At 74.1% G+C, this 26801-nt stretch carries 23 protein-coding genes; 12 read left to right on the top strand and 11 right to left on the bottom strand.

Going from position 1 to position 26801, the window contains the following annotated elements; translation table 11 throughout:
* Positions 1-305 precede the first annotated feature (305 nt).
* The gene (locus tag M8316_RS11970; RefSeq protein ID WP_250054855.1) at positions 306-605 is read right to left on the bottom strand and encodes a hypothetical protein; all 300 of its coding nucleotides are present in this window, start codon (positions 603-605) and stop codon (positions 306-308) included.
* Between M8316_RS11970 and M8316_RS11965 the strand changes: the two genes are divergently transcribed.
* From M8316_RS11965 to M8316_RS11950, 4 genes are read left to right on the top strand one after another with little or no spacing between them, the layout of a single operon-like run.
* Positions 594-1538: an FAD:protein FMN transferase gene (locus M8316_RS11965; RefSeq protein WP_250054854.1), complete on the top strand. Its 945-nt coding sequence runs from the start codon at positions 594-596 to the stop codon at positions 1536-1538. The two genes, M8316_RS11970 and M8316_RS11965, sit on opposite strands and share 12 nt — an antisense overlap.
* Positions 1535-2164: a ferric reductase gene (locus M8316_RS11960; RefSeq protein ID WP_250054853.1), complete on the top strand. Its 630-nt coding sequence runs from the start codon at positions 1535-1537 to the stop codon at positions 2162-2164. The genes M8316_RS11965 and M8316_RS11960 overlap by 4 nt, the downstream gene beginning before the upstream one ends.
* On the top strand, positions 2161-3360 hold the full coding sequence (locus M8316_RS11955; RefSeq protein ID WP_250054852.1) for an NADH-ubiquinone oxidoreductase-F iron-sulfur binding region domain-containing protein: 1200 nt from the start codon (positions 2161-2163) through the stop codon (positions 3358-3360). Before M8316_RS11960 ends, M8316_RS11955 begins: the two co-directional genes overlap by 4 nt.
* The gene (locus M8316_RS11950; protein WP_250054851.1) at positions 3357-3563 is read left to right on the top strand and encodes a ferredoxin; all 207 of its coding nucleotides are present in this window, start codon (positions 3357-3359) and stop codon (positions 3561-3563) included. The genes M8316_RS11955 and M8316_RS11950 overlap by 4 nt, the downstream gene beginning before the upstream one ends.
* 27 nt (positions 3564-3590) lie before the next feature.
* Here M8316_RS11950 and M8316_RS11945 read toward each other — a convergent pair whose 3' ends face one another.
* The gene (locus tag M8316_RS11945) at positions 3591-3965 is read right to left on the bottom strand and encodes a winged helix-turn-helix transcriptional regulator (protein WP_250054850.1); all 375 of its coding nucleotides are present in this window, start codon (positions 3963-3965) and stop codon (positions 3591-3593) included.
* Positions 3966-4029: 64 nt separating this feature from the next.
* On the opposite strand from M8316_RS11945, the gene M8316_RS11940 reads away from it, so the two are divergent.
* Positions 4030-6231 (top strand): LLM class flavin-dependent oxidoreductase, encoded by a 2202-nt coding sequence (locus tag M8316_RS11940; protein ID WP_250054849.1) that lies wholly within the window; start codon positions 4030-4032, stop codon positions 6229-6231.
* A 34-nt stretch (positions 6232-6265) separates the two neighbouring features.
* On the opposite strand, the gene M8316_RS11935 is transcribed toward M8316_RS11940, so the two are convergent.
* Positions 6266-7318 (bottom strand): phosphotransferase enzyme family protein, encoded by a 1053-nt coding sequence (locus M8316_RS11935; protein WP_250054847.1) that lies wholly within the window; start codon positions 7316-7318, stop codon positions 6266-6268.
* Positions 7319-7560: 242 nt separating this feature from the next.
* On the opposite strand from M8316_RS11935, the gene M8316_RS11930 reads away from it, so the two are divergent.
* Entirely contained in the window at positions 7561-8904 is a 1344-nt protein-coding gene (locus M8316_RS11930) for an aspartate aminotransferase family protein (RefSeq protein ID WP_250054845.1), read from the top strand.
* Positions 8905-8928: 24 nt separating this feature from the next.
* Here the strand turns inward: M8316_RS11930 and M8316_RS11925 are convergent, their stop codons facing one another.
* Positions 8929-9654 carry a sulfite exporter TauE/SafE family protein gene (locus M8316_RS11925; RefSeq protein ID WP_250054843.1) on the bottom strand — a complete coding sequence of 242 codons (726 nt, stop codon included), beginning with the start codon at positions 9652-9654 and terminating at the stop codon, positions 8929-8931.
* A 228-nt stretch (positions 9655-9882) separates the two neighbouring features.
* On the opposite strand from M8316_RS11925, the gene M8316_RS11920 reads away from it, so the two are divergent.
* On the top strand, positions 9883-11262 hold the full coding sequence (locus M8316_RS11920) for an Nramp family divalent metal transporter (protein WP_250054842.1): 1380 nt from the start codon (positions 9883-9885) through the stop codon (positions 11260-11262).
* 103 nt (positions 11263-11365) lie between these two features.
* Positions 11366-12526 carry a sialidase family protein gene (locus M8316_RS11915; protein WP_250054840.1) on the top strand — a complete coding sequence of 387 codons (1161 nt, stop codon included), beginning with the start codon at positions 11366-11368 and terminating at the stop codon, positions 12524-12526.
* Between the two features lie 86 nt (positions 12527-12612).
* On the opposite strand, the gene M8316_RS11910 is transcribed toward M8316_RS11915, so the two are convergent.
* Both M8316_RS11910 and M8316_RS11905 read right to left on the bottom strand, forming a co-directional pair.
* The gene (locus tag M8316_RS11910; RefSeq protein WP_250054838.1) at positions 12613-13380 is read right to left on the bottom strand and encodes an HpcH/HpaI aldolase family protein; all 768 of its coding nucleotides are present in this window, start codon (positions 13378-13380) and stop codon (positions 12613-12615) included.
* A gap of 22 nt (positions 13381-13402) precedes the next feature.
* Positions 13403-14428, bottom strand: a complete 1026-nt coding sequence (locus tag M8316_RS11905) for an aldo/keto reductase (RefSeq protein ID WP_250054836.1) — start codon at positions 14426-14428, stop codon at positions 13403-13405.
* A gap of 196 nt (positions 14429-14624) precedes the next feature.
* On the opposite strand from M8316_RS11905, the gene pdxA reads away from it, so the two are divergent.
* The 3 genes from pdxA to M8316_RS11890 all read left to right on the top strand — a co-directional run bounded on the left by pdxA (position 14625) and on the right by M8316_RS11890 (position 19575).
* Positions 14625-17060, top strand: coding sequence for a 4-hydroxythreonine-4-phosphate dehydrogenase PdxA (pdxA, locus tag M8316_RS11900; RefSeq protein ID WP_250054834.1), 2436 nt, complete (start codon positions 14625-14627; stop codon positions 17058-17060).
* Between the two features lie 30 nt (positions 17061-17090).
* A complete protein-coding gene (locus M8316_RS11895) occupies positions 17091-17879 on the top strand; it encodes a DeoR/GlpR family DNA-binding transcription regulator (protein ID WP_250054832.1) in 789 nt (262 codons plus the stop codon).
* A 286-nt stretch (positions 17880-18165) separates the two neighbouring features.
* Complete coding sequence (locus tag M8316_RS11890; RefSeq protein WP_250054830.1) at positions 18166-19575, top strand: sugar porter family MFS transporter; 1410 nt, start codon at positions 18166-18168, stop codon at positions 19573-19575.
* Positions 19576-19912: 337 nt separating this feature from the next.
* Here the strand turns inward: M8316_RS11890 and M8316_RS11885 are convergent, their stop codons facing one another.
* The 3 genes from M8316_RS11885 to M8316_RS11875 are packed head-to-tail and all read right to left on the bottom strand — an operon-like array spanning position 19913 to position 24189.
* Positions 19913-20917, bottom strand: a complete 1005-nt coding sequence (locus M8316_RS11885) for an alpha/beta hydrolase (protein ID WP_250054828.1) — start codon at positions 20915-20917, stop codon at positions 19913-19915.
* Entirely contained in the window at positions 20914-21888 is a 975-nt protein-coding gene (locus tag M8316_RS11880; protein ID WP_250054826.1) for an aldo/keto reductase, read from the bottom strand. Before M8316_RS11880 ends, M8316_RS11885 begins: the two co-directional genes overlap by 4 nt.
* 45 nt (positions 21889-21933) lie before the next feature.
* The gene (locus M8316_RS11875) at positions 21934-24189 is read right to left on the bottom strand and encodes a cytochrome P450/oxidoreductase (RefSeq protein WP_250054824.1); all 2256 of its coding nucleotides are present in this window, start codon (positions 24187-24189) and stop codon (positions 21934-21936) included.
* A gap of 392 nt (positions 24190-24581) precedes the next feature.
* Here M8316_RS11875 and M8316_RS11870 point away from each other — a divergent pair, with 392 nt between their 5' ends.
* Entirely contained in the window at positions 24582-24791 is a 210-nt protein-coding gene (locus tag M8316_RS11870; RefSeq protein WP_250054822.1) for a hypothetical protein, read from the top strand.
* Between the two features lie 44 nt (positions 24792-24835).
* On the opposite strand, the gene hutH is transcribed toward M8316_RS11870, so the two are convergent.
* Together hutH and M8316_RS11860 are read right to left on the bottom strand one after the other, a co-directional pair.
* Positions 24836-26359, bottom strand: a complete 1524-nt coding sequence (gene hutH, locus M8316_RS11865) for a histidine ammonia-lyase (protein WP_250054952.1) — start codon at positions 26357-26359, stop codon at positions 24836-24838.
* Positions 26360-26553: 194 nt separating this feature from the next.
* A complete protein-coding gene (locus M8316_RS11860; RefSeq protein WP_250054820.1) occupies positions 26554-26793 on the bottom strand; it encodes a hypothetical protein in 240 nt (79 codons plus the stop codon).
* Positions 26794-26801: the final 8 nt, after the last annotated feature.

Here is a 26801-nt window from a genome sequence, read left to right as displayed (position 1 = left end):
GGAGCGTCCGAACGTGTCACGACCTCCCGGCGACGAGCGCTCGCCTGGTGGTCGAGCACCACCCGCATCGAACCCCGCCCCTGACCTGCACCGACAGCCACCCCACAGGATCGACAGCGGACCCACAGGAATGCTTGACCCGGACTTGACGCGGCGCTGAGGAACCCCTGTCGTGACCCGGCAGAACCTTGCTCCATGAGCAACCACCACCCCCAGCGCACCGCCGGCGTCGGCCGCCGTCTACGCACCCGCAGCCGCGTCTGGCTGGCGGCCGCGGTCGTCGGCGGCATCGGTGCCGTCGGCGGCTACACCCTCGCCGCCGAGGCGGCGACCACGACCACCGCGACCACGGACACGTCCGGCAGCACCTCGGACTCCGGCTCGAGCACCGACAGGGGCACGGACTCCGGCTCGACCTCGACCGACTCCGGCTCGTCCTCCACCGACAGCGGCTCCTCCAGCAGCAGCGGCTCGGGAAGCTCGAGCGACTCGGGCTCCTCCAGCTCCGACAGCTCCGGCTCGAGCTCCTCGTCCGGCTCCGGCATCTCCGGCAGCACCGGCCAGTCCGGGCCCGACGCAGGGACGCACTCGTCATGAGCGCCCACCCCACGACACGGTGGAGCGACTGGTCGTGCAGCGTGGTCGTGACGTGCGCCGACGAGCGCGACCTGCCGGCCGTGACCGCCACGGTCCGCACCCTCATGGCCGACGTCGACCGGGCGGTCAGCCGCTTCCGCGACGACTCCGACCTGGCCCGCGTCAACGCCGCCGCGGGCCGCCTCGTGCCGGTGCGACCGTTGACGCTCGCGCTGGTCGAGGTAGGGGTGGCCGCGGCCCGGGCCACGGACGGCGCGGTCGACCCGACGCTCGCCGCGGACCTGGTCGCGCTCGGCTACGACGCCGACATCGCGGTCGTCCGCGGGAGGCCCACCGGCACCGCCCACCAGGGCCAGGGAGGAGAGCGGGTCATCGGCTGGCACGGGCTGCGCAGCGACCCGGCCCTCCGGCTGCTCGGCGTCCCCGCCGGCACCGGCCTCGACCTCGGTTCCACGGCGAAGGCCTGGACGGTGGATGAGGCGGTCCGCCGCGGAGCCCGCCGGGCGCACGCCCCGTTCCTGGTCAGCATCGGCGGCGACGTGGCCGCCCACGGCTCCCCGGACGGCGGCTGGACGATCTCGGTCGAGGAGACCGAGGACACCGGCGGCGGCTTCGTGACGCTGCACGACGGCGGGCTGGCGACGTCCTCGACCGCGGGACGGCGCTGGGCCGGCGTCCACCACCTGATCGACCCCCGCACGGGCCGGAGCGCCACCGGCGCCTTCCGCACCGCCACCGTGTGGGCCAGCACCTGCCTGGCCGCCAACACCCGCAGCACCTGGCTGCTCGTCGACACCGAGGCCGCGCTCGCCGCCGCCCCGCTGCCCACCCGGCTCGTGGACAGCCGCGGCCACGTCCACACCCGCGACGGTTGGCCCGACGAGCCCCGGCACACGCCGGCCGGCGAGGCGACACAGACCGAGACGGAGGTGGCGGCATGACCGCCTGGTACCTGATCCGCTCCTTCGGGATGCTCGCCTGGGTGGCGTTCAGCCTCACCGTCGCCCTCGGGGCCACGGCAGCAGTGGGCGGACGCTCGGCGGCGGCCGTCGACCGACGCACCGTGCGCCAGCTGCTGCACCGCGGCACGGCCGTCGTCGGACTGGTCGCGCTCGTCGTCCACCTGGTGCTCGTCGTGCTCGACTCCTACGTCGACGTGAACCTGGCCGGCGCGCTGGTCCCGTTCACCGCCGGCTGGGAGGCGCTCGCGGTGGGGCTGGGCACGCTGGGCGCGTACGCGATCCTGCTCGCGGCACTCGTGGGCTGGGCCCGCCGCTGGTTCGTCGACCACGCGGCCGAGCGGACCTGGCGGTGGCTGCACGGGGCCGCCTACGTCGGCTGGGGCCTGAGCCTGGTGCACGCGATCCTCGCCGGCACCGACTCGTCCTCCTCCTGGGCCATCGCCACCTACGTCGCCGGGTCCGCGCTCGTCGCCCTCGCACTCGTCGTCCGCGTGGTCGGACGCGCCCGCCGCACCGTCGTCCGCCGCGCGGACGGCACCTTCGACCCCTACCGTCCGGCCACGCTGCCGGCCGGCTCCCGCCAGCTCGAGGAGGTCTCCCGATGACCGTCACCGCCCCCGCCACCACCGCGGGCCACGCCCCGACCCCGCCGCTGCTCACCCTGGGCACGCCCCGGCTGCTCGCCGCCACCACGCCCGAGGTCCCGCCGCGCGACCGCGCCTGGCTGGTGCATGCCGCCACCGACGTCCGGCTCCTCGGACGAGGCGGGGCAGCGTTCCCGGTGGCCCGCAAGCTCGCCGCGGTGCCGCTCGGCGGCCGGGTGCTGGTCAACGGCGGCGAGGGCGAGCCCGCGTCCTTCAAGGACCGCGCCCTGATGCGGCACCAGCCCGACCTCGTGGTCGCGGGCATCCGGCTCGTGGCCGGGGCGCTGGGCTCCTCCGCGGCGCCGGTCGTCGCCGTCGAGGACGAGCCCTCCGCGCACGCGCTGGCGGCGGCCGCCCACCGTGCGGGCGCCCGGCTGGACGTGCGACTCACCCACCACGGTTTCGTCGGCGGTGAGGTCGGCGCCCTGGTCAACGGGCTCTCGGGCCGCGCGCCCCGCCCGAACGGCCGCCGGGTGCTGCCGCACGACCGCGGACTCGACGACGCGCCCACCTACGCCAGCAACGTGGAGACCTTCGCCCAGCTCGCCCTGCTCTCCGCGATGGGTCCGGCCGGCTACGCGAGCGTCGGCCCCGCCCACGAGCCGGGCACCAGTCTGGTCACGGTGCTCGGGGACGCCCCGGCCGCCGGTGTCGTCGAGGTGCCCCACGGCGTCGCGCTGCGCGACCTGCTCGGTACCGACACCCGCCCCGTCCTGGTCGGCGGGTACCACGGCGCCTGGACCGTGCCCACCGGCGCCGTCGTCGGCCGCGCCGACATGCGGGAGCGCGGACTCGGCTGGGGCGCCGGCGTCCTCGCCGTCCTGCCCGAGGACACCTGCCCGGTCGCCGAGGTCGCTCGCGTCACCGACTGGCTGGCCCGCGCGTCCGCCGGCCAGTGCGGCCCCTGCGTCTTCGGCCTGCGCGCCATCGCCGACGACCTCCTCGCCCTCGCCCGCGGCGAGGCCGTCGACCACGAGCGGCTCCGCACCCGCCTCGGCGTCACCCGTGGCCGGGGCGCGTGCCACCACCCCACCGGCGCGGTCGGGTTCGTCGCCTCGGCCCTGGGGGTCTTCGCGGACGACGTCAGCGCCCACGTGCACGGGAGCGGCTGCGGCCGCCCCGACCGCGGCGCCCTGCCGACGGGCGGTGCCCGATGAGCCGCCTCGCCGTCGACTGGACCCGCTGCGACGGGCACGGCCTCTGCGCCCGGCTGCTGGCCGAGCACGTCAGCCGGGACGAGTTCGGCTTCCCCGTCGTCGCGGACGCCGAGATTTCGGACGCCGACGAGGGCCAGGCCCGGCTCGCGGTCAGCGCCTGCCCGGCGCTCGCGCTGCGCCTGGAGCAGCCTGCTCGCACCTGACCCACCCACCGCTGATCGAGGTGACAGCTAGTGCCGGCTCGGCGGGTCCGGCTCCCACCGCTGGCCGTACCGAACCAGCGGCTGCATCGACGCCAGCAGCTCCCGGCCCTGCGCACTCAGGTGGTAGCCGACCGAGACCGGCGTGGTGGGAGTGACGACCCGCTCGACGAGACCGTGCTCCTCCAGCTCGCGCAGCCGCACCGACAGCAGCCGCGGCGAGATCCCGTCGACCATCCGCTGCACCTCGCCGAAGCGGGTGGCGCCGCGGCCGAGGGCGAGCATGACGCCGCTGGTCCAGCGGCGGCCGACGAACTCCAGCACCTCGCGGGCACGCCGGCACTGGTCGTCGTCGATCCGGTGGTCGAGCAGAGGGCGAGTGGCTGCGGCGTCCGACGTGGTCACTTACCCAGGGTAACCCTGTTACCCCCACCTTGCCGGGCGAGGACGCCGCCAGCACGCTGGGAGCGTGCCTGACTACGGACGAGACCTGCGCTTCGGCTCCTTCATCACCCCGGTCAACCACCCGCCGCACAAGGCGGCCGACCTGGCGGTGCGCAGCGAGGAGGCCGGGCTCGACCTGGTGACCTTCCAGGACCACCCGTACCAGGCCTCGTTCCACGACACCTGGACGCTGCTCACCTGGGTCGCCTCGCGCACCGAGCGGGTCACGGTCGCCGGCAACGTCCTCAACATGCCCCTGCGCCGGCCCGCCGTGCTGGCGCGGGCCGCGGCCAGCCTCGACCTCCTCTCCGGCGGACGGCTCGCGATGGGCCTCGGCGCCGGCGGGTTCTGGGACGCCATCGAGGGTATGGGCGGCGGACGCCTCTCCGCCGGCGAGTCCGTCGAGGCGCTCGAGGAGGCCATGGCGGTGCTGCGCGGCATCTGGGACGACGGCGAGCCCGGCCCGTTCCGCAGCACCGGACGCTTCCACCCCGTGCCGCAGGCCCAGCGCGGGCCGGCCCCGGCGCACCGCATCCCGCTCTGGGTCGGCGCCTACAAGCCGCGGATGCTGCGCCTCGTGGGCCGCACCGCGGACGGGTGGCTGCCGTCGCTGTCGTACCTGAAGCCGGGCGACCTGAGGCGCGGCAACGCGATCATCGACGAGGCGGCCACGAAGGCTGGGCGGGCGCCCGGCGACGTCCAGCGCGTGCTCAACGTCGGCCCCGACCTCGGCGTCGACGACCTCGTCGACCTCGCCACCACCGAGGGCATCGACACGTTCGTCTTCATGGGCGACGAGGGCCACGTCCTCGACCACGTCGCGAAGGTCCTCGCACCCGCCGTGCGCGAGCGCGTCGCGGAGGCGAGGGAGCGGGCGGGGACGTCGGCACGGCCGGCGCGGCGTCGTCCTGCCCTGGCCCCGGACCTGCCCGACCACCTCGCCGAGCGTGCCCTGGAGAAGGGCGACCCGGGCTGGTCGCGCTACACCGCGGGCTACCTGCGCGGCGGGGCGCCGGCGCTGGTGCTGCGGCCCCGCGACGTGGCGGAGGTGTCCGACGCCGTGCGGGTGGCCGCCGAGGTGGCGCCGGCCGGCGGCGATGTCCCGCTGGGGGTGCTCTCGGCCGGCCACGGCCTGTCCGGGCGCTCTCTCAACCGCGGTGGCCTGGTGCTCGACGTCAGCGCGCTGGACGAGGTGACCCCGCTGGGCGACGACCTCGTCCGCGTCGGGCCGGGCGCCACGTGGGTGCAGGTCTCGCAGGTGCTGAGCCCGCTCGGCCTGGCGATCTCCTCGGGCGACTACGGCGGCGTGGGGGTCGGCGGGCTCGCGACTGCCGGCGGCGTCGGCTGGTTCGCGCGCTCCCACGGGCTCACGATCGACCACCTCGTCGAGGCGACCGTGGTGCTGGCCGACGGCCGGGTCGTCACGTGCAGCGAGGAGGTCGAGCCCGACCTGTTCTGGGCCGTCCGCGGCGCCGGAGCCAACATGGGCGTGGCGGTGTCGTTCACGTTCCGCGCGGCCCGCGTGGGCCGGGTCGGGTTCGCCCAGCTGATGTTCGCCCACGACTCGCTGGCCGACCTGCTCACCGCGTGGGGCACCACGATGGAGGCCGCCGACCGGCGGATCACCGGCGAGCTGGTCCTGGGCCCGCGGCAGGGTCCGGCGTGGACCGCCAGCGCGATGCTCGTCGTCGACGCCGAGGACCCCGAGGAGATCGTCGACCTGCTCCAGCCCTTCGCGGGCGTCGGCCGGCTCACCGACCAGAACATCGCGCTCGCCACCTACGACCAGGTGATGGGACTGTTCTCCAGCGACGCCAAGCAGGCCGGACGCGGGGAGCCGGTCTCCCACTCAGGGTTGGCCACGCACCTCTCGCCCGACCTCACCGCACGGATCGAGAGCCTGCTCGCCGCCGGCGTCTCGCACTGGTTCCAGATCCGCGCGGTCGGTGGGGCCGTCGCGGACGTGGCCCCCGACGCGACCGCCTGGGCCCACCGCGACGCCGCCTTCCAGCTCAACGCCTTCGGCAGCGGCGACGGGTTCGAGCAGCACTGGGACGCGCTGCGTCCGCACCTGGCCGGCCTCTACCTCTCCTTCGAGACCGACACCGATGCCCGCGCGCTCCAGGCCGCGTTCCCGCCCGCCCACCTGGCGCGGCTGCGCGACCTCAAGCGGCGCTACGACCCGAGCGGCCTCTTCCGGGACAACTTCGCGATCTCCCCCGCCTGAGTCCGCCCACCCACACCGCCGAGTCGGCAGAGTGTCAGGCGCCCTCCACCAACCAGCGCGGGTCGGCGAGGTACCGCGCACAGACGTCGACGGTGCCGGGCGTCATCTCGGCGTGCAGGTCGGGCGGGAGGGCGTCCTCGCGGTGGGTGACGACCCAGCCCAGCAGCGTGAGCCGGCGCAGCACCGACATCGCGGCCGCCACGTCGAGGTCGGCGGCGGTCAGCGGGGCGACGGACCGGTACCCCGCGAGCCAGCCCGCCGCCATCGCGGGCGCCTCGGGGCGGTGCTCGTAGAAGGAGAGCGCGGCCCCGAAGTCGTGCATCCAGAAGCCGAAGCCGCAGTCGTCGAGGTCGATCACGACGAGGGCGTCGGCGCCGGGGGCCGCGGTGGTGTCGACCATGAGGTTGGACGGCCGCAGGTCACCGTGCACCAGGCCCCACCAGCGGGCGTCGCGGGGCAGCGCGCCGACGACGTCCAGCGCGGCCGCCTCGGCCTTCTCGAGCACGGCGCGCCCGCCGTCGTCCAGCGTGGCCGCCCGCCACGAGCCCCAGCGGGCGTCGGGGCCGACGAGGTCGGGCAGGTCCCAGGAGAAGCGCCGGAACCGCTCGGGCCGGTCCCAGTCCCGGGCATGGGCGTGCAGCTCGGCCACGACCGCCCCGATGGCGGGGAACCACGGCACCGGGTCGGCGACGTCCTCGAGCATCGACCCGGGCACGAACGCGAACGCGACGGCCGTCCAGCGGGTCCCGGCGTCGTCGACGAGCACCTGCGCCAGGCCGCCGTCGTCGCCGCGCACGGGGGCCGGCGTGGCGACCGTGGTCTCGCGGGCGATCGCCTCGGCCCACCACAGCTCGGAGCGGACCTCGTCGAGGTGACCCAGGTAGCCGGGGCGCTGGAGGCGGACCACCATCCGCGGCTCGCCGGCCACGCGCACGGCGAAGGTGGCGTTCTCCGAGACGGCGAGGAGGCGGACGTCGAGGTCGAGCGCGCCCGGCAGCCAGGTCCGGCCGACCTCGGCCGTGAGCCAGGCCGGCGCGGCAGCACCGCGGCCGAGGGTCTCGAAGACGGCCAGGGGGTCGAGCGGCACTCCGGGCTCCTGTCGCGGCGGTGTCACCATGGTCCCGGGCAGCGTAGGCGTCCCGGCGGTGCCGCACCCGGCAGTACAGGGTGGCGCGGACCTGCGGAAACACACCGTTCACGCAGGAGCGGCAAACGGTAACCGGACCGTCGCGCAGACCCGTCCCGGCCCCGGACGGGGTCCGGGATGATGGGGTCCGGCGGGGGCCAGGTCCTCCGCCCCATCCCCGACCCAGGACAGGACCCCCAGCGGTGACCGACCGCTCCAGCATCCTCGACGCCAACGCCTTCGACGCCTCCGCGCTCGAGCGGCTCGACCCCGAGAGCCGCGTGCTCGCCCAGCGGCGCGCCGCCGTGCTCGGCTCGGGGTACCGGCTCTTCTACCGGACGCCGGTGCAGGTGGTCCGCGGCGAGGGCTGCCACCTGTGGGACGCCGAGGGCCGCCGCTACCTCGACCTCTACAACAACGTGCCGAGCGTGGGGCACGCGCACCCGGCGGTGACGGCGGCCGTGACCGCGCAGATGGGGCAGCTCAACACCCACACCCGGTACCTGCACGAGGGCGTCGTCTCCTACGCCGAGCGGCTGCTCGGCACGATGCCCGACGCCCTGGAGCGTCTCGTCTTCCTGTGCACCGGCTCCGAGGCCAACGACCTCGCGATCCGCGTCGCCCGCGCCGCCACCGGCAAGCGGGGCCTGGTGATCAGCAGCGAGGCCTACCACGGCAACACCGCGCTGGTCAGCGGGTTCTCTCCCGCCCTCGGCCCCGGTCAGGTCCTGGACGAGGCGGTGCAGCTGGTGCCGCCGCCGGACCCGGCCGCGGTGGCGGCGACCGGCCAGCGCGACGTCGGCGCCTGGTTCTCCGACCACGTGCGCCGCGCAGTGATGCGGCTCCAGGACGCGGGCCACGGGGTGGCCGGCCTGCTGGTGGACACGGTCTTCTCCTCCGACGGTGTCTTCCCCGGCGTCCGCGGGTCGTTGGACGCGGCGGCGCGCACCGTGCGCCGCAACGGCGGCCTGGTGATCGCCGACGAGGTGCAGCCGGGGTTCGCCCGCACCGGCGAGGCGTTCTGGGGCTTCGAGCGGCTGGGCCTGGTGCCCGACCTGGTCACCCTGGGCAAGCCGATGGGCAACGGCATCCCGATCTCCGCCCTGGCGGCCGGGGCCGACGTGCTCGACGCCTTCGCCGGCAGCCAGCCGTACTTCAACACCTTCGGCGGCAACCCGGTCTCGGTGGCCGCGGCGAGCGCGGTGCTCGACGTGATCTGCGGCGAGGGGCTGCAGGAGCGGGCGCGCGTGGTCGGCGAGGACCTGCGCGGTGGACTCCGCGACCTGGGTCGGCACCACCCCTGCCTCGGCACGGTGCGCGGCGTCGGGCAGTACACCGGCATCGACGTGCTCGACCCCGCCACGGGGCTGCCGGACGGCGGCCGCGCGCTCGACCTGGTCGAGGCTGCGCGGGAGCGGGGCGTCCTGCTGTCCGTGGCCGGGCCGCACGGTCACGTGCTGAAGATCCGCCCGCCGCTCGTCCTCGAGCACGCGGACGTGGAGCACGCGCTGCACGTCCTCGACGACGCCCTGCGCTCGCTCGCCTGATCCCGGGCGGTCACCCGCGCCTGGTCAGCCCCGCACGCCGCTGATCACCGCGGCCACGGCACCCAGCACGGAGACCGCGATGCCGACCGCCCGGATCTGGCCGGGCGAGGCGACCTTGACCAGCCACTGGGAGGCGACGAGGCCGACGACCACCGCGGGGAGCACCTGCGCGACCCCGACGGCGACGTCCCGGTCGAGCTCGCCGGCCACGGCCAGCGCCACGAGGGAGAGGGCCGACCCGGCGAGGAAGAACGCCGAGAGGGTGCCGCGAGCCTGCGCGTGCTCGCCCGCACGCCAGACCATGGCCATGGGTGGGCCGCCGATGCCCGTCGTCGTGCCGAACAGGCCGGAGGTCGCGCCGGCGACCACGACGTTGCGGCGGTTCGGCTCGGGCCGCCAGCCCAGTGCCGCCAGGGCCATGGCGGCGATGACCACGACGCCGACCAGGATGCTCACCCACCGCTCGGCGAGCACGGCGACGACGACGGCCCCCACCGCGGTGCCCACCACGCGGCCGCCGAAGGCCGCCCCGACGCCTCGCAGGTGGATGGCTCGGCGCTCGCGGACGCTGATCGCGATCGTCAGCAGGAGCGCGACGGCGATGACGAGGCCGGGCAGCACCGAGGGGTCCACCACCGCGACCACCGGCGCGGCCACGGTGCCCATCCCGAAGCCGACGGCGCCCTGCAGGCACGTGCCCACCGCCATCGCCAGCAGCACCAGGCCGAGTCCCCACACTCCTGCATCCATGTTGCGCGTTCCCTGCTCTCGTTCCGACATCGCCTGCGCGTTACGCGCAGCAAGTCTGCGCCATGCGCACTTCTCGCACGAAGAGTGTGACGTGCATTGCGTGACCCGCGCCATACAGCCTACTGTTGTTGCACTGAACACGCAGACGCGTCGCGCACTGCGCGCACATCGACTCCTCTCGTCGCCCGCACCGGCGTCGACGCAGGAGCCCGGAAGCGAGGACGACCCATGACCCAGCAGGAGACCCGCCCCGAGGCGACGACCTCCGCGCCGCCGCCGCAGCACCCGATCCCCCGGGGCCGCGGCCTGGTGACCACCGTCGGGCCCGGCCTCGTCCTGGCGATGACCTTCCTCGGCACCGGCGACCTGGTCTCGTCCTCGGTCTCCGGCGCCCAGTACGGGTACGCCCTGGTCTGGACGCTGATCCTGTCGCTCTTCGCGCGCATCTTCATCATCTCCGCGCTGGCGAAGTACACGCTGATGAACCGCTACGGCGACACCCAGATCCTCGAGGGGTTCAAGCGGATCGCGCCCTGGCTGCCCGGCGCGATGGCCGTCGTGGTGCTGGTCGCGGGCTTCGTCACCCAGGCCACCTTCCTCAAGGCGGCCGCGATCGGGCTCTACAACCTCACCGGCGGCAGCTGGGGCGGGGACTGGGGCGTCTTCATCTGCTCGGTGCTCATCGTGGGCGGCACCCTGTACGTGATCACCCGGCGCGCGCCGCTGACGATCCTCGAGTACGTCGCCCGGTTCGCCTCCCTGCTGATGATCGGCGCGTACGTCTACGCGCTCATCCGGATCGGCCACTTCGACATCGGCGGCTTCCTCCAGGGCCTGGCCTTCCAGATCCCCGAGGACGACAACACCTCGGGCGGCGCCTTCGCACCCATCGTCATCGCCGCCGCCACCATCGGCACGATCGCGGGCAACATGCCGAACCTGCTCTACAGCGGGTTCATGAAGGACAAGGGCTGGACGGGGCCGCGCTACCGCCGCATCCAGCAGCTCGACCTGATCGCCGGCATGGCCCCGCTGCTCATCATCAACCTGCTGTTCTGGATCGTCGCCGCCGAGCACGCCCGCGACGTCGGCGGCCTGACCATCAGCAACGAGCAGGACCTCGCCGGCATCCTCGGCGCGATCATCGGCCCGATCGGCCCCTACATCCTGTGGCTGGTCCTCTTCTCCGCCGCGGCCACCTCGTTCCCGCCGGAGTCCCGCGGCTTCGCCCAGCTCGCGATGAACGGCATCCACCTCTCCTTCAAGAAGGCCTCGCACTGGCTGGGCCGCGACGAGGAGGACCCGTGGTTCAAGCGGGTGCAGATCGGACTCTTCACCGTCCTGCCGCTCGTCGCCTCGCTGCCGTTCGCACCGAACCTCGTGACGCTCTCGGTCGCGGGCACCGCGCTCTCGACGCTGCTCGCGCTGCCCGCCATCGTCATCGCCCTGCTGCTGCTCACCAGCCGCCGCAAGCACATGCTCGACTACGCGGTGAACAAGCCCTGGGCCACGATCATCCTCGGCGTCCTGGGCGTCATCGCGGTCGGCGTCGGCATCCAGATCGCCATCAACCTGCCCACCATGGTCGCCAACGCCTTCGGCGGCTGAGCCGGCCCCGCCCGTCACGGCCCCCGCCCCGCACCGGGGCGGGGGCCGTCGCCGCTCCACACCTCCCGCTCACCACCCGCACACCGCACCTCCTGGAGATCCCATGAAGCTCGACGGCGCACCCGTCCTGCCCGCGCTCGCGCACGACGGCGTGGTCCGGGCCGACCAGGCCCGCGACCAGCTCGTGGCCCTGCTGCCGACCCCCGTCCCGTCCAACCACGCGCCTTGCCTGCTCCCGCTGCCCGGGGGCGACCTCCTGGCCGTGTGGTTCGGCGGGTCCGACGAGGGCAACCCCGACATCTGCCTGTGGTCCTCGCGGCTCGAGCACGGGTCGGGCACGTGGACGCCGGCGGAGCAGCTCACCGACGACCCCGACCGCTCCGACCAGAACCCGGCGCTGTTCGCGGCCCCCGACGGGGCGGTGTGGCTGCTCTACCCCTCGCAGCTGGCACGCCGCCCCGACCGCGAGGAGACCTTCAACCTCCAGCACACCGCCGAGGTCCGCCGGATGGTCTCGCGCGACGGCGGGCGCACCTGGTCCGCGCCGGAGGTGTTCCTCGACCGGCCCGGCACGTTCCTGCGGCAGCCGCCCCAGGTCCTGGCCTCGGGCCGCTGGGTCCTGCCGACGTGGGTCAGCACGGACGACGGCAACAAGAACGGCTCGGACGTGACCGTCGTCCACCTCTCCGACGACGAGGGCGAGACCTGGCGCGCCGTCGAGGTGCCGGACAGTGCCGGGTGCGTCCACGCCAACGTCGTCGAGCTCGCCCCCGACCGGCTCGTGGCCCTGTTCCGCAGCCGGTACGCCGACCACGTCTACCTGGCCACCAGCGAGGACGGCGGCGAGACCTGGTCGCGTCCCTCCCCCACCGAGCTGCCCAACAACAACTCCTCGATCACCGCGCTGCGCCTGCCCAGCGGCCGGCTCGGCGTCGTCTGCAACGACCTGGGCTTCAACAGCGGCCGCACGCAGGTGTTCTGGCCGTTCGAGCGCCCGTCCGTCACGCTGGCGGCCTCGGACGACGCCGGCCGCACCTTCGCCTGGCGCCGCGTGGTCGAGGTCGGGGACGGCTTCACGGGCCGGGCCAACCTGCGCGCCAACCGGCGTCACGAGTACCCGGGCCTGGCCGTGGACGCCGACGGGCACCTGCACGTCACCTACGCCCACGAGTCGCGGCGCTGCATCAAGCACGTCGTGGTGACCGAGGCCTGGCTGGACGGCCAGGCGCAGGTGCTCGACGGGGACTGCAAGCTCTGGAGCTGACCGTCAGTCGCGACCGGCACGACCAACGGCCCGGCACCCCGCGAGGGGTACCGGGCCGTTCGTCGTCCGCCGGGGAGTGGAGGTGCTCAGCCCTCCGCGCGGGCCGCAGCGAGGTGCTGGGCGGCGACCTGCTCCAGGTGCACCAGGTCGGAGGCGACCGTGGCGAAGGTGAACCCCTGCTCGAGGCGGCGCGCGGCGCTCGCCCCGTCGGGGTTGTGGATGCCCGCGGCCACGCCGGCCCCCTTGGCGGCCGCGGCGACGCGCTCGAGCGCGGCCTCGAAGACCTCGTCCACGCTACTGTCCTTCGGCGAGGACCCACCGACCGCGATGCGCAGGTCGGAGGGGCCCACGTAGACACCGTCCAGGCCCGGCACCGAGCAGATCTCCTCGACGTTCTCGAGGCCCTGCGGAGTCTCGATCATCGCCAGCACGAGCACGGCCTCGTCGGCCTCGGCCGGGGTGGGCCCCACGCGCAGCTGGGAGCGCATCGGGCCGTAGGAGCGGCGTCCGTGCGGCGGGTAGCGGCAGGCCTCGACGGCGCGGGCCGCGTCCTCCGCGGTGTCGACGAGCGGCACGATGACCCCGGTCGCCCCCGCGTCCAGGGCTCGCCCGATGCCGGCCGCCTCGTTGCTCGCCGCGCGCACCCAGGCCTGCGAGGTGGCGCCGGCGTCGATGGCGAGGAAGCCGTTGCGCAGGCCCTCGTAGCCCATGAGGCCGTGCTGGGCGTCGAGGCAGACGTAGTCGTAGCCGACGCGGGCCAGACGCTCGGTGGCCACCGGGTCGTCGAGCACGACCCAGTAGCCGACGGCGCGCTCACGGGCGCGGATGCTGCGGGCGAAGTCGATGGGGTTCACGGACGTCCTCTCGGGTCGGGTCTCAGCGGTGGTAGGCGGGCATGGGGCCGCGCAGGCCGGCGCCGACCGCGTCGCAGGCCTCGACGACGTCGGCCGGCAGCGGCCCGCGAGCCAGCACCGCCAGGTTGCTGGCCAGGTGCTCGGTGCGGGAGCCGCCCAGCAGCAGCGAGTCGGTGGCCGGGCGCCCCGCGAGCCAGCGCAGGGACAGCTCGACCAGGCTCACGCCGGCCTCGTCGGCGATCCGGCCGAGCTCCGCGACGGCGGAGAAGAGCCGCTCGTCCCAGTACCGGGCCTTGTACATCTCGGCCAGCACGGAGTCGCCGAACCGACCGTCGGTGGCCTGCTCGTCGAAGCGGTGGCGCCCGGTCAGCAGGCCGCCGCCCAGCGGGTTGTAGACCATGGTGGCGACCCCGCTGGTCGCGGCCATCTCGGCATACTCCTCCTCGATGCGGCGGGCCAGCAGGTTGTAGAGCTGCTGGGCCACGACCGGACGCGGGGCGCCGACCTCGTCCGCCACCTGCTGGAGCCGGACGATCTGCCAGGCGGAGTAGTTGGAGACGCCGAGGGCGCCGATCTTGCCGGCGGACACCAGGTCGCGCACGGTCTCCAGGGTCTCGGCCACGGGCGTCGCGCGGTCGGGCTGGTGCAGGTAGAACAGGTCGATCCGCTCGACCCCGAGCCGCGAGAGCGAGCCCTCCACGCTGGCCGTGAGCCCGGCCCGGGAGAGCGGGGCGTGCTCGCCGGCGTCCGGGTGCGGCATGCCGGCCTTGGTGGCCAGGACGACGTCGCCCCGGCGGGTCGCCAGGAGCGGGGCCAGCAGCGACTCGGTGGTGCCGCGGGCGTACCCGTTGGCGGTGTCGACGGTGGTGATGCCGGCCTCCAGGGCCGCGTCCAGCATGGCTCCGGCACCGGCGGCGTCGACGGTGTCGCCGAACGTCATGGTGCCCAGCACGGCGCCCGAGACGGGCAGGTCGCTGCCCGGCAGGGCGAAGCCGGTGAGGCCGCCCGTGGCGGCGCCCTCGGAGGTGCGGTCGAGCTGGGTGGTCATGCGGGTCCTCTCTGCGCGTGGTGCGGGCCCACCCGCGCACGGTGCGCCCGCACCTCTGCGCGGGCACCGGGGGTGGCCCGGCTCACGTTCATCCTGCACGTGTTGCGCGTTTCGCGCAAGACTATGGCGCATTCTGCGCATCTCTTGCTAGCGTACTGCGCACTACCCGCAGCACCGTCGACCCGGAGGAGGACCCATGGCCGAGCAGTCGCCCGCGCCGACGACCGGCGCCGTGGTCTGCGTGGCCGACGACCTCAGCGGCGCGGCCGAGGCGGGCTGGTCCCTGAGCGCCGGAGGGGCCGCTGACGTGCTCCTGGGCCACGGAGCGGACGCCTTCGCCCCGTCCTCCACCGGCGTCACCGTGCTCGACCTCGACTCCCGCACCCGGCCGCGCGAGGAGGCCCGCGCGCTGCTCGACGCGGCGCTGGCCGCGGCCCTGGACGCGCCACGGGACTCGGACCCCGTCCTCAAGGTCGACTCCCTGCTGCGCGGCCACCTCGGCCTGCTCGCGGACGCAGTCGCCGCACACGGTCGGACGCTGCTGCTCTGCCCCGCGCTCCCGGCGGCCCGCCGCTCGTTCCGCGCGGGGAGCGTGCTCAGCGCGGGCGAGCACGGGGCGCTCGAGGCATCCGACGCCGACCTGGCCACGCGCCTGGGGCGGCCCGTCACGATCGTCGGCCTCGACGACGTACGGGCCGGGGCCATGCACCTCGCCGCGCTCCTGCGCTCCGTCCTGCGCGCGCCCTCGGACCGGGCGGGCGACCCGGCTCGCACCGACACCGTGCTCGCGGTCGACGCCGAGACCGAGGCCGACCTCGACGTCGTCGCCGCGGCCTGCTCCGCGCTCGCGGCGCTCGTCCCGGCCGGCTCCGCCGGTCTCCTGGGAGCGATCGGCCGCCGCCGGGCGTCCGCCGCGCAGGGAAGTGCCGCGAGGCCGCGCACGCCCGCAGCGGACGGCTCGACCGGCCCCGTCCTCACCGTCGTCGGCTCCGCCGAGCCCGGCGCCCGCGCACAGGTCGCGCGGCTGGCCGCGCACGGTGCGCAGGTGCTGGCGCTCGACCCCGCGCACGCCCCCACCGGCACCGAGGAGCGCGAGGAGCTGGCGATCGAGCACGCGGCCGCCGTCCGCGCCGCCCTGGCCACCACGCCCACCGTGCTGACCTTCGCCCCGAGCCCCCTCGACCGCGACCGCTCGGGCGCGATGGTCGCCCTGCTGGCCCGCACCGTCGCGCTCGCGCTGGCGGACGACGAGGGCCGGACGTCGCTGGTCCTCACCGGCGGGGAGACCGCCCGCCGTGTGCTCGACGGGCTCGGCATCACCCGGCTCGCCCTCGTCGACCAGGTGCACCCCGGCGCGATCGCGTCGCACGCCCTCACCCGCACGAGCGCCGACCCGGGCGACACCGCCACCCACCCGCGCCGCGTCGTGACCCGCCCGGGCAGCCACGGCGGCCCGGACAGCCTGCTGCTCGCGGCCCGCCACCTCGGCGCGGGCCTGCACCCGCAGCCCACCGACCACACCCGCACCCGACCGCTCACCAGCGACCCGGACCCGGCCACGGCCGAGGTCCAGAGCCCTCCAGGAGGAACCGCCATGACCGTCACCGACACCAGCACCCCGACCTCCCCGCAGGCCGCCGGCTCCCCCGTCATCGCCGTCACCATGGGTGACGGCGCCGGGGTCGGGCCCGAGGTCGTCGTCGGCGCCCTCGTCGCCCCCGAGCTGCGCGCCGCCTGCCGCCCCGTCGTCATCGGCGACGCGGCGCGCCTGCGCCTGGCCGCCGGGATCATGGGCGTGGACGTCGAGCTCCACGTCATCGAGGACCTGGACGAGGCCGTGTGGGCCGACGGGACGATCGAGGTCATCGACCTCGATCTGCTGCCCGCGGACCTGCCGTGGGGCGAGGTCTCCCCCGTCGCCGGCGACGCCGCCTACCACTACATCCGGGTCGCCGCCGAGCTCGCGGTGGCCGGCCGCGTCCACGCCATCTGCACCGCGCCGCTGAACAAGGCGGCCCTGCACGCCGGCGGTCACGTCTACCCGGGCCACACCGAGCTGCTGGCCGACCTGACCGGCACGGAGGAGGTCTCGATGATGCTGTCGACGCCCAAGGTGAAGGTCGTGCACGTGACCACCCACATCGGCCTCATCGACGCCGTGGCGAAGATCGAGCCGGGCCTCGTCGAGCGCACCGTGCGCCGCGGACACGCCGCCCTGGTCGGCTCGGGCGTGAGCGACCCGGTGATCGGCGTCTGCGGCATCAACCCGCACGCCGGCGAGAACGGCCTGTTCGGCTACGGCGAGGAGGACGAGAAGATCGCCCCCGCCATCAGCGTGCTGCAGGAGGCGGGGATCGACGCCCGCGGCCCGCTGCCGGCCGACACCGCGTTCTTCCTGGCCGGCCGCGGCGACTACGACCTCATCGTCGCGATGTACCACGACCAGGGCCACGGCCCCGTCAAGGTGCTGGGCATCGAGGCCGGCGTCAACATCACCGTCGGGCTGCCCGTCATCCGCACCTCGGTCGACCACGGCACCGCGTTCGACATCGCGGGCACCGGGAAGGCCGAGATCGGTAGCATGATCGAGGCCATGCGCCAGGCGACCGAGCTCGCCACCGTCGCCGGCTGACCAGCAGCAACAGCAACCGGGAGGACCCGCGTGCCGCGAGAGGCCGACCAGCGTCGTGAGGCCATCCTCGAGCTGGCCCACACCACGGGCCTGGCCAGCGTCGAGGAGCTGAGCCTGCGCTTCGACGTGACCCCCTCGACGATCCGTCGGGACCTCGCCCGCCTCCAGCAGGCGGGCAGCCTCGCCCGCACCTACGGCGGGGCCATGGCGATCAACGGTCGCCCCGAGTCCAGCCTGCGCGAGCGCTTCGGCGAGGCCTACGAGGCCAAGCGGGGGCTCGCCCGGTGGGCCGCACAGCAGGTCGTGGCGGGCGAGAGCCTCCTCCTGGACGCCGGCACGAGCACCGGCGCCCTGGCGCACGAGCTGCGCCGCAAGGGGCCGCTGCGCGTCTCCACGGTGGGCCTCACGGCGCTCCAGGAGCTGGCCGGGCTCGAGGACGTCGAGGTCGAGTGCCTCGGCGGCACCCTGCGCCCGGTCAGCCTCGGGTTCGTCGGCCCCGTCACCGAGGCCGCCCTGGAGCGCCGGACGTTCGACCGCACGTTCCTGGGCGCCGACGGCGTCACCGCCGAGGACGGCATCTGCGAGGCCGACGAGCGCCAGACCCGCCTCAAGGAGCTGATGATGCGTCGCTCGGCGCACGTCTACGTGCTCGCCCACGCCGCCAAGCTCGGGCGGCGCCCCTTCCACGCGTGGGCTCCCCTGCCCGACGCGTGCACGCTCGTCACCGACGAGTCCGCGACCGAGGCCGACGTAGCCGCCTTCACGCGTCGCGGCATCGAGGTCGTCGTCGTCGACAGCGCGGGCCAGCGCCGCTCCTGACGTCCCCCAGCACGGGGCTCGGGCTCGGGGTCGAGCTCAGGCTCGACGGGCGTCCCCCGGGGTAAATCTTCGTCTCCCCGGCCGCGCACGTCGGCGCAGGTCAGACGCGGACCCGCCAGGGTCAGCGTCCCCGTCGCTGCCCGACACATGTCACACGTGATCTCTAGCACGTGCTAGCCTCCGTGACGTACGCCATGAATGGCACGTGCCACAAGCGTCGGTCCCCAGCCCTCCGCGGCGCGTGCCAGGACCCGGAAACCTCCCCATGCCAGGAGCTGATCGTCTCGTGAGCACCGACACCACCACGCCCCATGCCCCGCCGAGCAGCGGCCACGACCACGGCCGGCGGGTCGGCCTGGTGGCCGTCGTCGCCACGTTCGGCGGCCTGCTGTTCGGCTACGACACCGGCGTCATCAACGGCGCCCTGGGCCCGCTGAAGGAGGACCTCTCCCTCACCGCGTTCACCGAGGGCCTGGTCGTCTCGATCCTCGTGTTCGGTGCCGCGTTCGGCGCCCTGGTCGGTGGTCGGATGGCCGACCGCTGGGGCCGTCGGCACAACATCCTGGTGCTCTCGGTCGTCTTCGCGATCGGCACCATCGGCTGCGTCCTGTCGCCGACGTGGCCCGTCCTGGCGCTCTTCCGCTTCATCCTGGGCCTCGCCGTCGGCGGCGCCTCGGCCACCGTGCCGGTCTACCTCTCCGAGGTCTCGCCGGCCGAGCGTCGCGGCAGCCTGGTGACCCGCAACGAGTTCATGATCGTCAGCGGCCAGTTCGCCGCGTTCATCATCAACGCGATCATCTACAACATCTGGGGCGACTACGACGCCATCTGGCGCTTCATGCTCCTGGTCGCGGTGCTGCCCGCGTTCGTCCTGTTCTTCGGGATGCTGCGGATGCCCGAGAGCCCCCGCTGGCTGATGTCCCAGGGCCGTGAGGACGAGGCGCTCGCCGTCCTCATGACGCTGCGCTCCCCCGAGCGCGCCCAGGCCGAGATCGACGAGGTCAAGCAGCTCGCGCTCGAGGAGGAGGAGTCGCACACCGGCGGCCTCACCGATCTCGCCACCCCGTGGGTGCGCCGCCTCGTCATCGTGGGCATCGGCGTCGGCGTCGTCATGCAGCTGACCGGCATCAACTCGGTCATGTACTACGGCAGCCAGCTGCTGGAGCAGGCCGGCTTCTCCTCCTCGGCCGCGATCATCGCCAACACCGCCAACGGCGCCGTGGCCGTCCTGGGTATCACCATCGGCATCATGGTGATCAACCGCTTCAGCCGACGCGGCATGCTGCTCTTCGGCGTCGTGTGCACCACCGCCATGCACGTGCTGATCGGCGCGGCGGCATTCCTGTTCCCGGACAACGGCGCCAAGCCCTACGTGATCTTCGTGCTCGTGGTGCTGTTCGTCTTCGTCGTGCAGGCGACCATCGGCCCGATCGGCTGGCTGCTGCTCTCCGAGATCTTCCCGCTGAAGATCCGCAGCTTCGCGATGGGCACCGCCGTCTTCTGCCTCTGGATGGCCAACGCGGTCGTGGCCCTCGGCTTCCCGCCCGTGGTGGCCGCGATGGGCATCGCTGCCACGTTCTTCGTCTTCGCGGCCATCGGCCTCGGGTCCATCTGGTTCACCGCCGCGATGGTCCCCGAGACCCAGGGCAAGTCGCTGGAGGAGTTCGAGGACGAGTTCCGGGCCGCGCACTCCTGACGCACTCCCCCAGGGCCCCGCTCGACCGGCTGGTCGGCGGGGCCCTCGTGCGTTCCGGATGGGAGGTGCGCCAGCAACCGAATCGGTCGGCGGAACGGTTGCCAGCTCACCGCCGGTCGGCCCGCGGCGCGATGGGCGGTGCGGCAGCAACCGAACCGGCCAGCGGAACGGTTGCCAGCTCACCGCCGGTCGGGGGCGGGCGCGGGTAGCCGGTCGGGTGCGGGGGTCTCGTGGCTCGTCGCCAGCGCTCCTCGCACCTCGACCACCGGAGAGCACACACGAAGAAGGGGCCGCCCCGACCACCTGTCGGGACGGCCCCTTCGCCACGTAGATGGGGTCAGGCCATAGGCGACCCCCACAGCTTCTCGAGGGCGGAGGCGATGTCGGCCTCCATGCGGGCGCAGTCGTCGACGGCGCCGGCCATCCACCAGAAGCCGTGGAGGGCCTCGGGGTAGTGCAGGTGCTCGACGGGCACGCCGTCGGCGGCGAGGCGCTGGGCGTAGAAGACGCCCTCGTCACGCAGGACGTCGGCACCGGCCGTGACCATGATCGCCGGCGGCAGGCCCGCCAGCGACGCCGCCTCGGCGGGCGCGACGAACGGGTTCTTCAGGTCGTCCTCGGAGGCGACGTACTGGTACCAGGACCACGACATGTCCGCCGTGGAGAGACCGAAGCCGTCCGCGAACTCCTCCGCCGAGGCGGTGTCGAGCCGCCAGTCGGTGGCCGGGTAGACGAGCACCTGCACCGCCGGGGCGGGCAGCGGCTCGTCGAAGCCGGGCAGTCCGCCGTCGCGGGTGACCAGCGAGACCGTCGCCGAGAGGTTGCCGCCGGCGGAGTCGCCGACGACGCCGATGCGCGAGGAGTCCAGGTTCAGCTCGGCCGCGTGCTCGTGGGTCCAGGCGTAGCCGGCCACGCAGTCCTGCAGCGGCGCCGGGAAGCGGTGCTCTGGCGCCTTGGCGTAGTTCACCGCGACGACGACGCAGCCGGTGGCCGCGGCCAGCGACTTGTGGGGCAGATCGATCACCTCGACGTTGCCGACGATCCAGCAGCCGCCGTGGAAGGCCACCAGCGCCGGGAACGGCCCCTCGCCCGTGGGCACGTGCACGCGGACGGGGATGTCGCCGTGGGGTCCGGGGATGAACCGGTCGGTCGTCGTGACGCCCTCTGCCGGCGTCCCCATGTAGGGCAGCCACGTGTACTGCGCGGCCCGCGACTCGGCCGGCGTGGCCTCGCGCATGGGGCGCCCGGGGGTCTTCGCGCGCTCGGCGAGGACGGCGAGCGACTGCTCGCCCGGCGCCCCGCCGAACCCGTCGAAGGGGCCGCGGTGGTCGACGGCGCTCACTGGTAGAAGTTCCGCGGCCAGCCGTGCTCGCCGAGGGCGTCGAGGAGCTCGGTCGGGAAGGGCTCGCCGTCGGAGTAGACGACGTTCATGTCCACCTCGCGCGGGGTGAGCATGCCCGGGATCACCGTGGAGACCTCGGGGCTGGCCAGCACGTAGCGCATGGCGGCCTCGGCCAGCGTCGAGTAGTACGGCGCGACGAGCTTCTTCAGCTCGTCGGTGCGCCGCAGCGTCTCGGCGAAGCGCTCGCCGCGGAACAGCCAGGCGGGCACCGAGTCCTCGGGCCAGGTGTCGTAGGTGCCCTCGTGCCAGTGACCGATGAGCGAGCCGGAGTCGAACGGCACGCGGGCGATGAAGCCCGAGCCGCTGCGGGCGCCGGCCGGGAAGAGCGCCTCACGCGGACGCTGCTCGAACATGTTGTGCACGACCTGGAGGGAGTCGACGAGGCCGTACTCGGCCAGGGCGACACCGTCCTCGGGGCGGTAGTCGCGGATGGAGACGCCGATCTTGTCGATCTTGCCCTCCTGCCGCAGCGCGTTGAGGGTCTCCAGCCAGTCGAGCTGGGTGATGCCCTGCGGGAACCAGCCGTGCAGCTGGAACAGGTCGATCCGCTCGGTGCCGAGCCGCTTCAGCGACTTCTCCACGTTCTCGCGGACGTACCACTCGGGGTAGCGGCCGGTCATCTGCGGGTCACCCTCGGACGGCGACGGCCACTGGATCGGACGCACCTTGGTGGCGACGTAGATCTTGTCGCCGTCCCACTGCTCGAGGGCCCGGCCGATGACCTCCTCGCTGTGCCCCTCGCCGTAGTACTCGGCGGTGTCGACGAAGTTCACGCCCTGGCTGAAGGCGTGGTGCAGGGTGGCGATGGAGGCGTCGTCGTCGACGTCGCCCCACTGGCCGCCCAGCTGCCAGCCGCCGAAGGCGATCTCGCTGACCTTCCAGCCGGTCCGGCCGAAGTCTCGGTACTGCATGCGGTGGTGTCTCCTCGCTGCTGGTCGTGCGGGTGGAAGGAAGGCTCAGAGGTCGAGCACGAGCTTGTCGGTGCAGGAGCGGGAGACGCAGATCATCATGCAGTCGCCACGCTTCTGCGCCCGCTCGCCGAGCACCGAGTCGCGGTGGTCGGGGGTGCCCTCGAGCACGGGGGTCTCGCAGGTGCCGCAGGTGCCCTCGCGGCACGAGGAGAGCACCTGGACGCCGGCCTCCTCGACGGCCTCCAGGACCGTCGTGTCGTCGTCGACCGTGAGGGTCACCCCGGTCTGGGCGAGCTCGACCTCGAAGGGGCCGGGCCGCTTCGGGGCGGTCATGGTCTTGGCGGCGAACCGCTCCAGGTGCAGCGCGCCCTCGGGCCAGTGGGCGCTGGCCGCCTCGACGGCGTCCAGCAGCGGCGCCGGGCCGCAGACGTAGATCGCCGTGTCGTCCTTGGCCTCGCCGAGCAGCTCGGCCAGCGGCAGGTGACCGTCGGTGTCCTGCGGGACCAGCCGCACCTTGTCGCCGTGCACGGCCAGCTCGTCGAGGAACGCCATGGACGCCTTGGTCCGGCCGCCGTAGACGAGCTGCCACTCGGCACCCGCGGCCTCGGCCGCGGCGATCATCGGCAGGATCGGGGTGATGCCGATGCCGCCCGCCATGAACAGGTACTTGGGCGAGGGCTCGAGCTCGAAGTTGTTGCGCGGCCCGCGGACGGTGAGCTCCTCGCCGACGGCGAGCTGGTCGTGGACGAACAGCGAGCCGCCGCGTCCGCCTGCCTCACGGAGGATGCCCAGGCGGTACTTCGTGCGGTCGTGCACGTCGCCGCACAGCGAGTACTGGCGCATGACCGAGCGGTCGGGCACGAGGTCGACGTGGGCGCCGGCGGTCCACTCCGGCAGCGGCAGGCCGTCGGCGGGCTCGAGGGTGAGGGCGACGACGCCCTCCGAGACGAGATCCTTGGCGGCCACGACGACGCGGGTCTCGACGAGCGTGCCCTGGGGGGTCAGCGTCATCTTCGAGGCGTGGTGGTCGATGGCGCCGGTGAGCTTCTCGTCGGGGCCGGTGACGACCTCCATGGGCAGGTAGGAGAAGCCGCGGACCATCTGCTTGATCCAGCGCTCCGGGGAGCCGACGACGCGGTACTCGGTGCCGTCCAGCATCGTCTCGAGCAGCACGCGGGCCGCCATCCGGGCGATCGGGGCGCCCATGCAGGAGTGGATGCCCTCGCCGAACGCGAGGATCTTGTTGTCCTGGGTGAACTCACGCTCGATGTCGAAGACGTCGGGGGAGTCGAAGACCCGCTCGTCGCGGTTGCCGGAGGCCAGCAGCAGCATGACGCGGGCGTCGCGCGGGATGGTGACGCCGGCGACCTCGACCTCGGCGACCGTCTGGCGCGAGAGGTTCTGGCCGGGGCTGTCGAAGCGCAGCACCTCCTCGACGAAGCCGGGGATCTTGCCCGGGTTCTCGGCCAGCTCGGCCTGCAGCGACGGGTAGCGGTCGAGCATCGCCAGGCAGTTCGAGAGCAGCGCGGCCGGGGCGTCGGTCGCGGCGGAGAGGACGAGGTGGGAGAGGCCGACGGTCTCGATGTCGGCGACCGTGCCGTCCTGCACGGCCAGCAGGATCTGGCTGATCGCGTCCGGGGTGTCGGGGTCGGCGCCGGCGGCGATGGCCTCGCGACGGGCCTGCACGACCTCGGCGATCCGCTCCTCGGACTCGGCGTTGGCCACGGCGGCGTCGCCGGGCACGCCCAGCTTGCCGACGGTGCGCTCCATGGCACGCAGCAGGTGGCCGGTGAAGAAGGGGGCGTCGGACGTCGGCACGCCGACCAGCCGCAGGGCCACGTCGAAGGCGAGCGGCAGGGCGATGGACTCGATGACGTCGCCGGAGCCCGAGCGCTTGAAGTCGTCCACGAGGCGGCGCGCGGTCTCGCGCATGCCGGCCTCCATGGCCATGATCTCGCGGCCGCCGAAGCAGCGGCGGATGGCGTCGCGCAGCACGGTGTGGTGCGGCGGGTCCTGGCAGACCAGCATGCCGACGCCGTAGGTGTCGTGGGTGCCGTCGATGTCGTTGCCGAACTTGTTGACCAGGCGCTCGTGGTCGCGCAGGCACTGCTGCACGTCGGCGTAGCGGGAGATCACCCACAGGTCGCGGCGCTCGTTGTAGTAGACGGGCGCCTCGTCCCGCAGCTGCTGGTACGTCCCGTACGGGTGGTCGTACGAGGTGAAGCTCAGCGGGTCGTAGTAGACCGCCGCACCCGCCCGGCGGCCTGCCTGGGTGTCGGGCTTCTCCGTCGTGACCGTCATCGTCCTGCCTCCATCACCTGTGATCGGCGTCATGAATGGCACGTGCCACTCTGCGTGATGGCAAGTGAAGCAGGCCACACGGCTTTCGTCCAGAGGGCCCCGCAGATCGGGTGCCCACCGGCACGGACGGACGGGCCCTCGGTCCTCGACGCCGTGCGCGAACGTCCCGTCTCACCCCGGAGGGGTTGACCTCGACAAAGGTCGAGGTCCTAGCGTCGTCCTTGCACGGACCAGGTGGCCGCCGAGGCAGCCACCCGCGCCGCTCGCGTCAATGGGGACGCGGGCACCACACGGCGCACGCCGCTCAGCGGACGGGCCCGGTCACGACGTCGGGGAAATGGTGAGAACGTCGAGACCGGGCCTCGCTGCGTCCCGGGGCCTACGCTGCGCCCATGGACTTCGCCGACGCCGTCTGGGCCGCCGTGGACCGGATGCTCGCCCGCGAGGACGCAGCAGCGCCCCTCACCGACGCCGCGATCGCCGAGGCGATGGGGCAGCCGCTGCCCGTCGTCCGAGCCGTGCTGGACGCCGGCGACGAGACCCGCCCGCGCGTCGAGAAGCAGCCGAAGCCGAAGCAGCCCTGGACGGTGCACCCGCGCTGACGGCAGCAGGCCGGGCGGGGCCAGGCGGGGCCGGGCGGGGCCGCTCAGGCCAGCGGGCCTAGCACGCCCTCCGCGGCCTCGAGCACCGCGCCCGAGCGCACGAGGACGACGGCGGCCTCGATCTCCGGGGAGAGCCACCGGTCCTCCCCCGGGCCGCCGACGCCGCCCGCACGCAACGCGTCGATCACGGCGACGCTGGCCGGGCTGGGCTGTCCGGCCGCTGCCCGCAGCTCCAGGGCCCGGGCGGCGGTGAGCAGCTCGGTCGCGACGACGCGGGCGAGGCCGTCGACCGCCCGGCGCAGCTTGCGGGCCGCGCCCCAGCCCATGGAGACGTGGTCCTCCTGCATCGCTGAGGACGGGATGGAGTCCACCGAGGCCGGGGCGGCGAGCCGCTTGAGCTCGGAGACGATCGAAGCCTGCGTGTACTGCGCGATCATCAGGCCCGAGTCGACCCCCGGGTCCTCCGCCAGGAACGGCGGCAGCCCGTGGTTGCGGGCGGTGTCGAGGAAGCGGTCGGAGCGGCGCTCGCTCATCGAGGCGACGTCGGCCGCGGCGATCGCGAGGAAGTCCAGGACGTAGGCGACCGGCGCGCCGTGGAAGTTGCCGTTGGACTCCACCCGCAGCTCGCCGTCGAGCTCGACCACGACCGGGTTGTCCACGGCCGAGGCCAGCTCGCGCGCGGCCACCGTGGCCGCGTGGTCGAGCGTGTCGCGGGCCGCGCCGTGCACCTGGGGCGCGCAGCGCAGCGAGTAGGCGTCCTGCACGCGGGTGCAGTCCTCGCCGCGGTGGGAGGCGACGACGCCGGAGTCGGCGAGCACCGCCCGCAGGTTGGCCGCCGAGGCGGCCTGCCCGGGGTGCGGCCGGATCGCCTGGAGCTCGGCGGCGAAGACCCGGTCGGTGCCGAGCAGCCCCTCGACGCTCATCGCCGCCGCCACGTCCGCCGTGCGCAGGAGAAGGCGCAGGTCGTGGAGGGCGAGCAGGAGCATGCCGAGCATCCCGTCGGTGCCGTTGATCAGCGCGAGCCCCTCCTTCTCGGCGAGCTCGACCGGGGCCAGCCCGGCCTCGGCCAGGGCCTGCGCCGCGGGCATCAGCCGCCCGCCGGCGTCCCGCACCTCGCCCTCGCCGATGAGGGCGAGCGCCACGTGGGAGAGGGGCGCGAGGTCGCCGGAGCAGCCCAGCGACCCGTGCTCCCGGACGACGGGGGTGATGCCGTGCTCGAGCAGGCCGGCGAGCAGCAGGGCGGTCTCGCGGCGGACGCCGGTGCGGCCGGTGGCCAGGGTGGACAGGCGCAGCAGCATCAGCCCGCGCGTCACCTCGCGCTCGACCTCGGGGCCGGAGCCGGCCGCGTGCGAGCGGACCAGCGAGCGCTGGAGCCGGGCCCGCTGCTCGCGGGGGATGTGGGTGGTGGCCAGGGCGCCGAACCCGGTGGAGACGCCGTAGGCGGGCCGCTCGGCGTCCGCCAGCCGCTCGATCACGGCGCGGGAGGCGTCGACGGCCTCCAGGGACTCCTGCGAGAGGCGGACGCCGGCCCCGTGCCGTGCCACCGCCACGAGCTGCTCGGGGGTCACCGGGCCCGTGCCGACCTCGACCTGCGGCGGCCTGGAGGCGTCGGTGGCGTCGGTGGTGTCGCGCGGCGACGGGGCGGAGGAGCCGGTGGAGGTGATGGAGGTCTGCACGCCTCCATTGCACGCCCGGCCGGGACCGGCCACCACGGCCCGCACCCGGCATGTGTCTCGGATGCGAGACGTGCTGTGAGGGTACGTCAGCGGCGTCGGGCCTCTGCCCTCATCACTCCGCCGAGGACGAGCAGGCCGTGGGCCAGCGGCAGGCCGGCGACGAGGACGAGGAGGGCGCGGTGCTGGGCGCCGGTCGCCTGCCCGGGGTCCAGCACGAAGACCGCGGCGGCCAGGAGGAGCAGGGCGCCGCCGACCATCAGCAGGACGGCGAGGGCACGGGTGGGCACGGCCGAGGTGGGGGAACCGTGACGGTGGGGGGAGGTCACGAGACCGA

Source organism: Nocardioides bruguierae (assembly GCF_023554635.1).
Classification (GTDB): domain Bacteria; phylum Actinomycetota; class Actinomycetes; order Propionibacteriales; family Nocardioidaceae; genus Nocardioides; species Nocardioides bruguierae.
The sequence above is the reverse complement of the archived record's forward strand: the minus strand, read 5'-3'. Positions and strand labels throughout refer to the sequence as shown.

Coding starts and splice junctions, on each gene's coding strand:
- M8316_RS11870 (WP_250054822.1), top strand. CDS start 24,582: ATGGACTTCGCCGACGCCGTCTGGGCCGCCGTGGACCGGATGCTCGCC.
- M8316_RS11965 (WP_250054854.1), top strand. CDS start 594: ATGAGCGCCCACCCCACGACACGGTGGAGCGACTGGTCGTGCAGCGTG.
- M8316_RS11950 (WP_250054851.1), top strand. CDS start 3,357: ATGAGCCGCCTCGCCGTCGACTGGACCCGCTGCGACGGGCACGGCCTC.
- M8316_RS11875 (WP_250054824.1), bottom strand. CDS start 24,189: ATGACGGTCACGACGGAGAAGCCCGACACCCAGGCAGGCCGCCGGGCG.
- M8316_RS11915 (WP_250054840.1), top strand. CDS start 11,366: ATGAAGCTCGACGGCGCACCCGTCCTGCCCGCGCTCGCGCACGACGGC.
- M8316_RS11925 (WP_250054843.1), bottom strand. CDS start 9,654: ATGGATGCAGGAGTGTGGGGACTCGGCCTGGTGCTGCTGGCGATGGCG.
- M8316_RS11880 (WP_250054826.1), bottom strand. CDS start 21,888: ATGCAGTACCGAGACTTCGGCCGGACCGGCTGGAAGGTCAGCGAGATC.
- pdxA (WP_250054834.1), top strand. CDS start 14,625: ATGGCCGAGCAGTCGCCCGCGCCGACGACCGGCGCCGTGGTCTGCGTG.
- M8316_RS11955 (WP_250054852.1), top strand. CDS start 2,161: ATGACCGTCACCGCCCCCGCCACCACCGCGGGCCACGCCCCGACCCCG.
- M8316_RS11960 (WP_250054853.1), top strand. CDS start 1,535: ATGACCGCCTGGTACCTGATCCGCTCCTTCGGGATGCTCGCCTGGGTG.
- M8316_RS11920 (WP_250054842.1), top strand. CDS start 9,883: ATGACCCAGCAGGAGACCCGCCCCGAGGCGACGACCTCCGCGCCGCCG.
- M8316_RS11905 (WP_250054836.1), bottom strand. CDS start 14,428: ATGACCACCCAGCTCGACCGCACCTCCGAGGGCGCCGCCACGGGCGGC.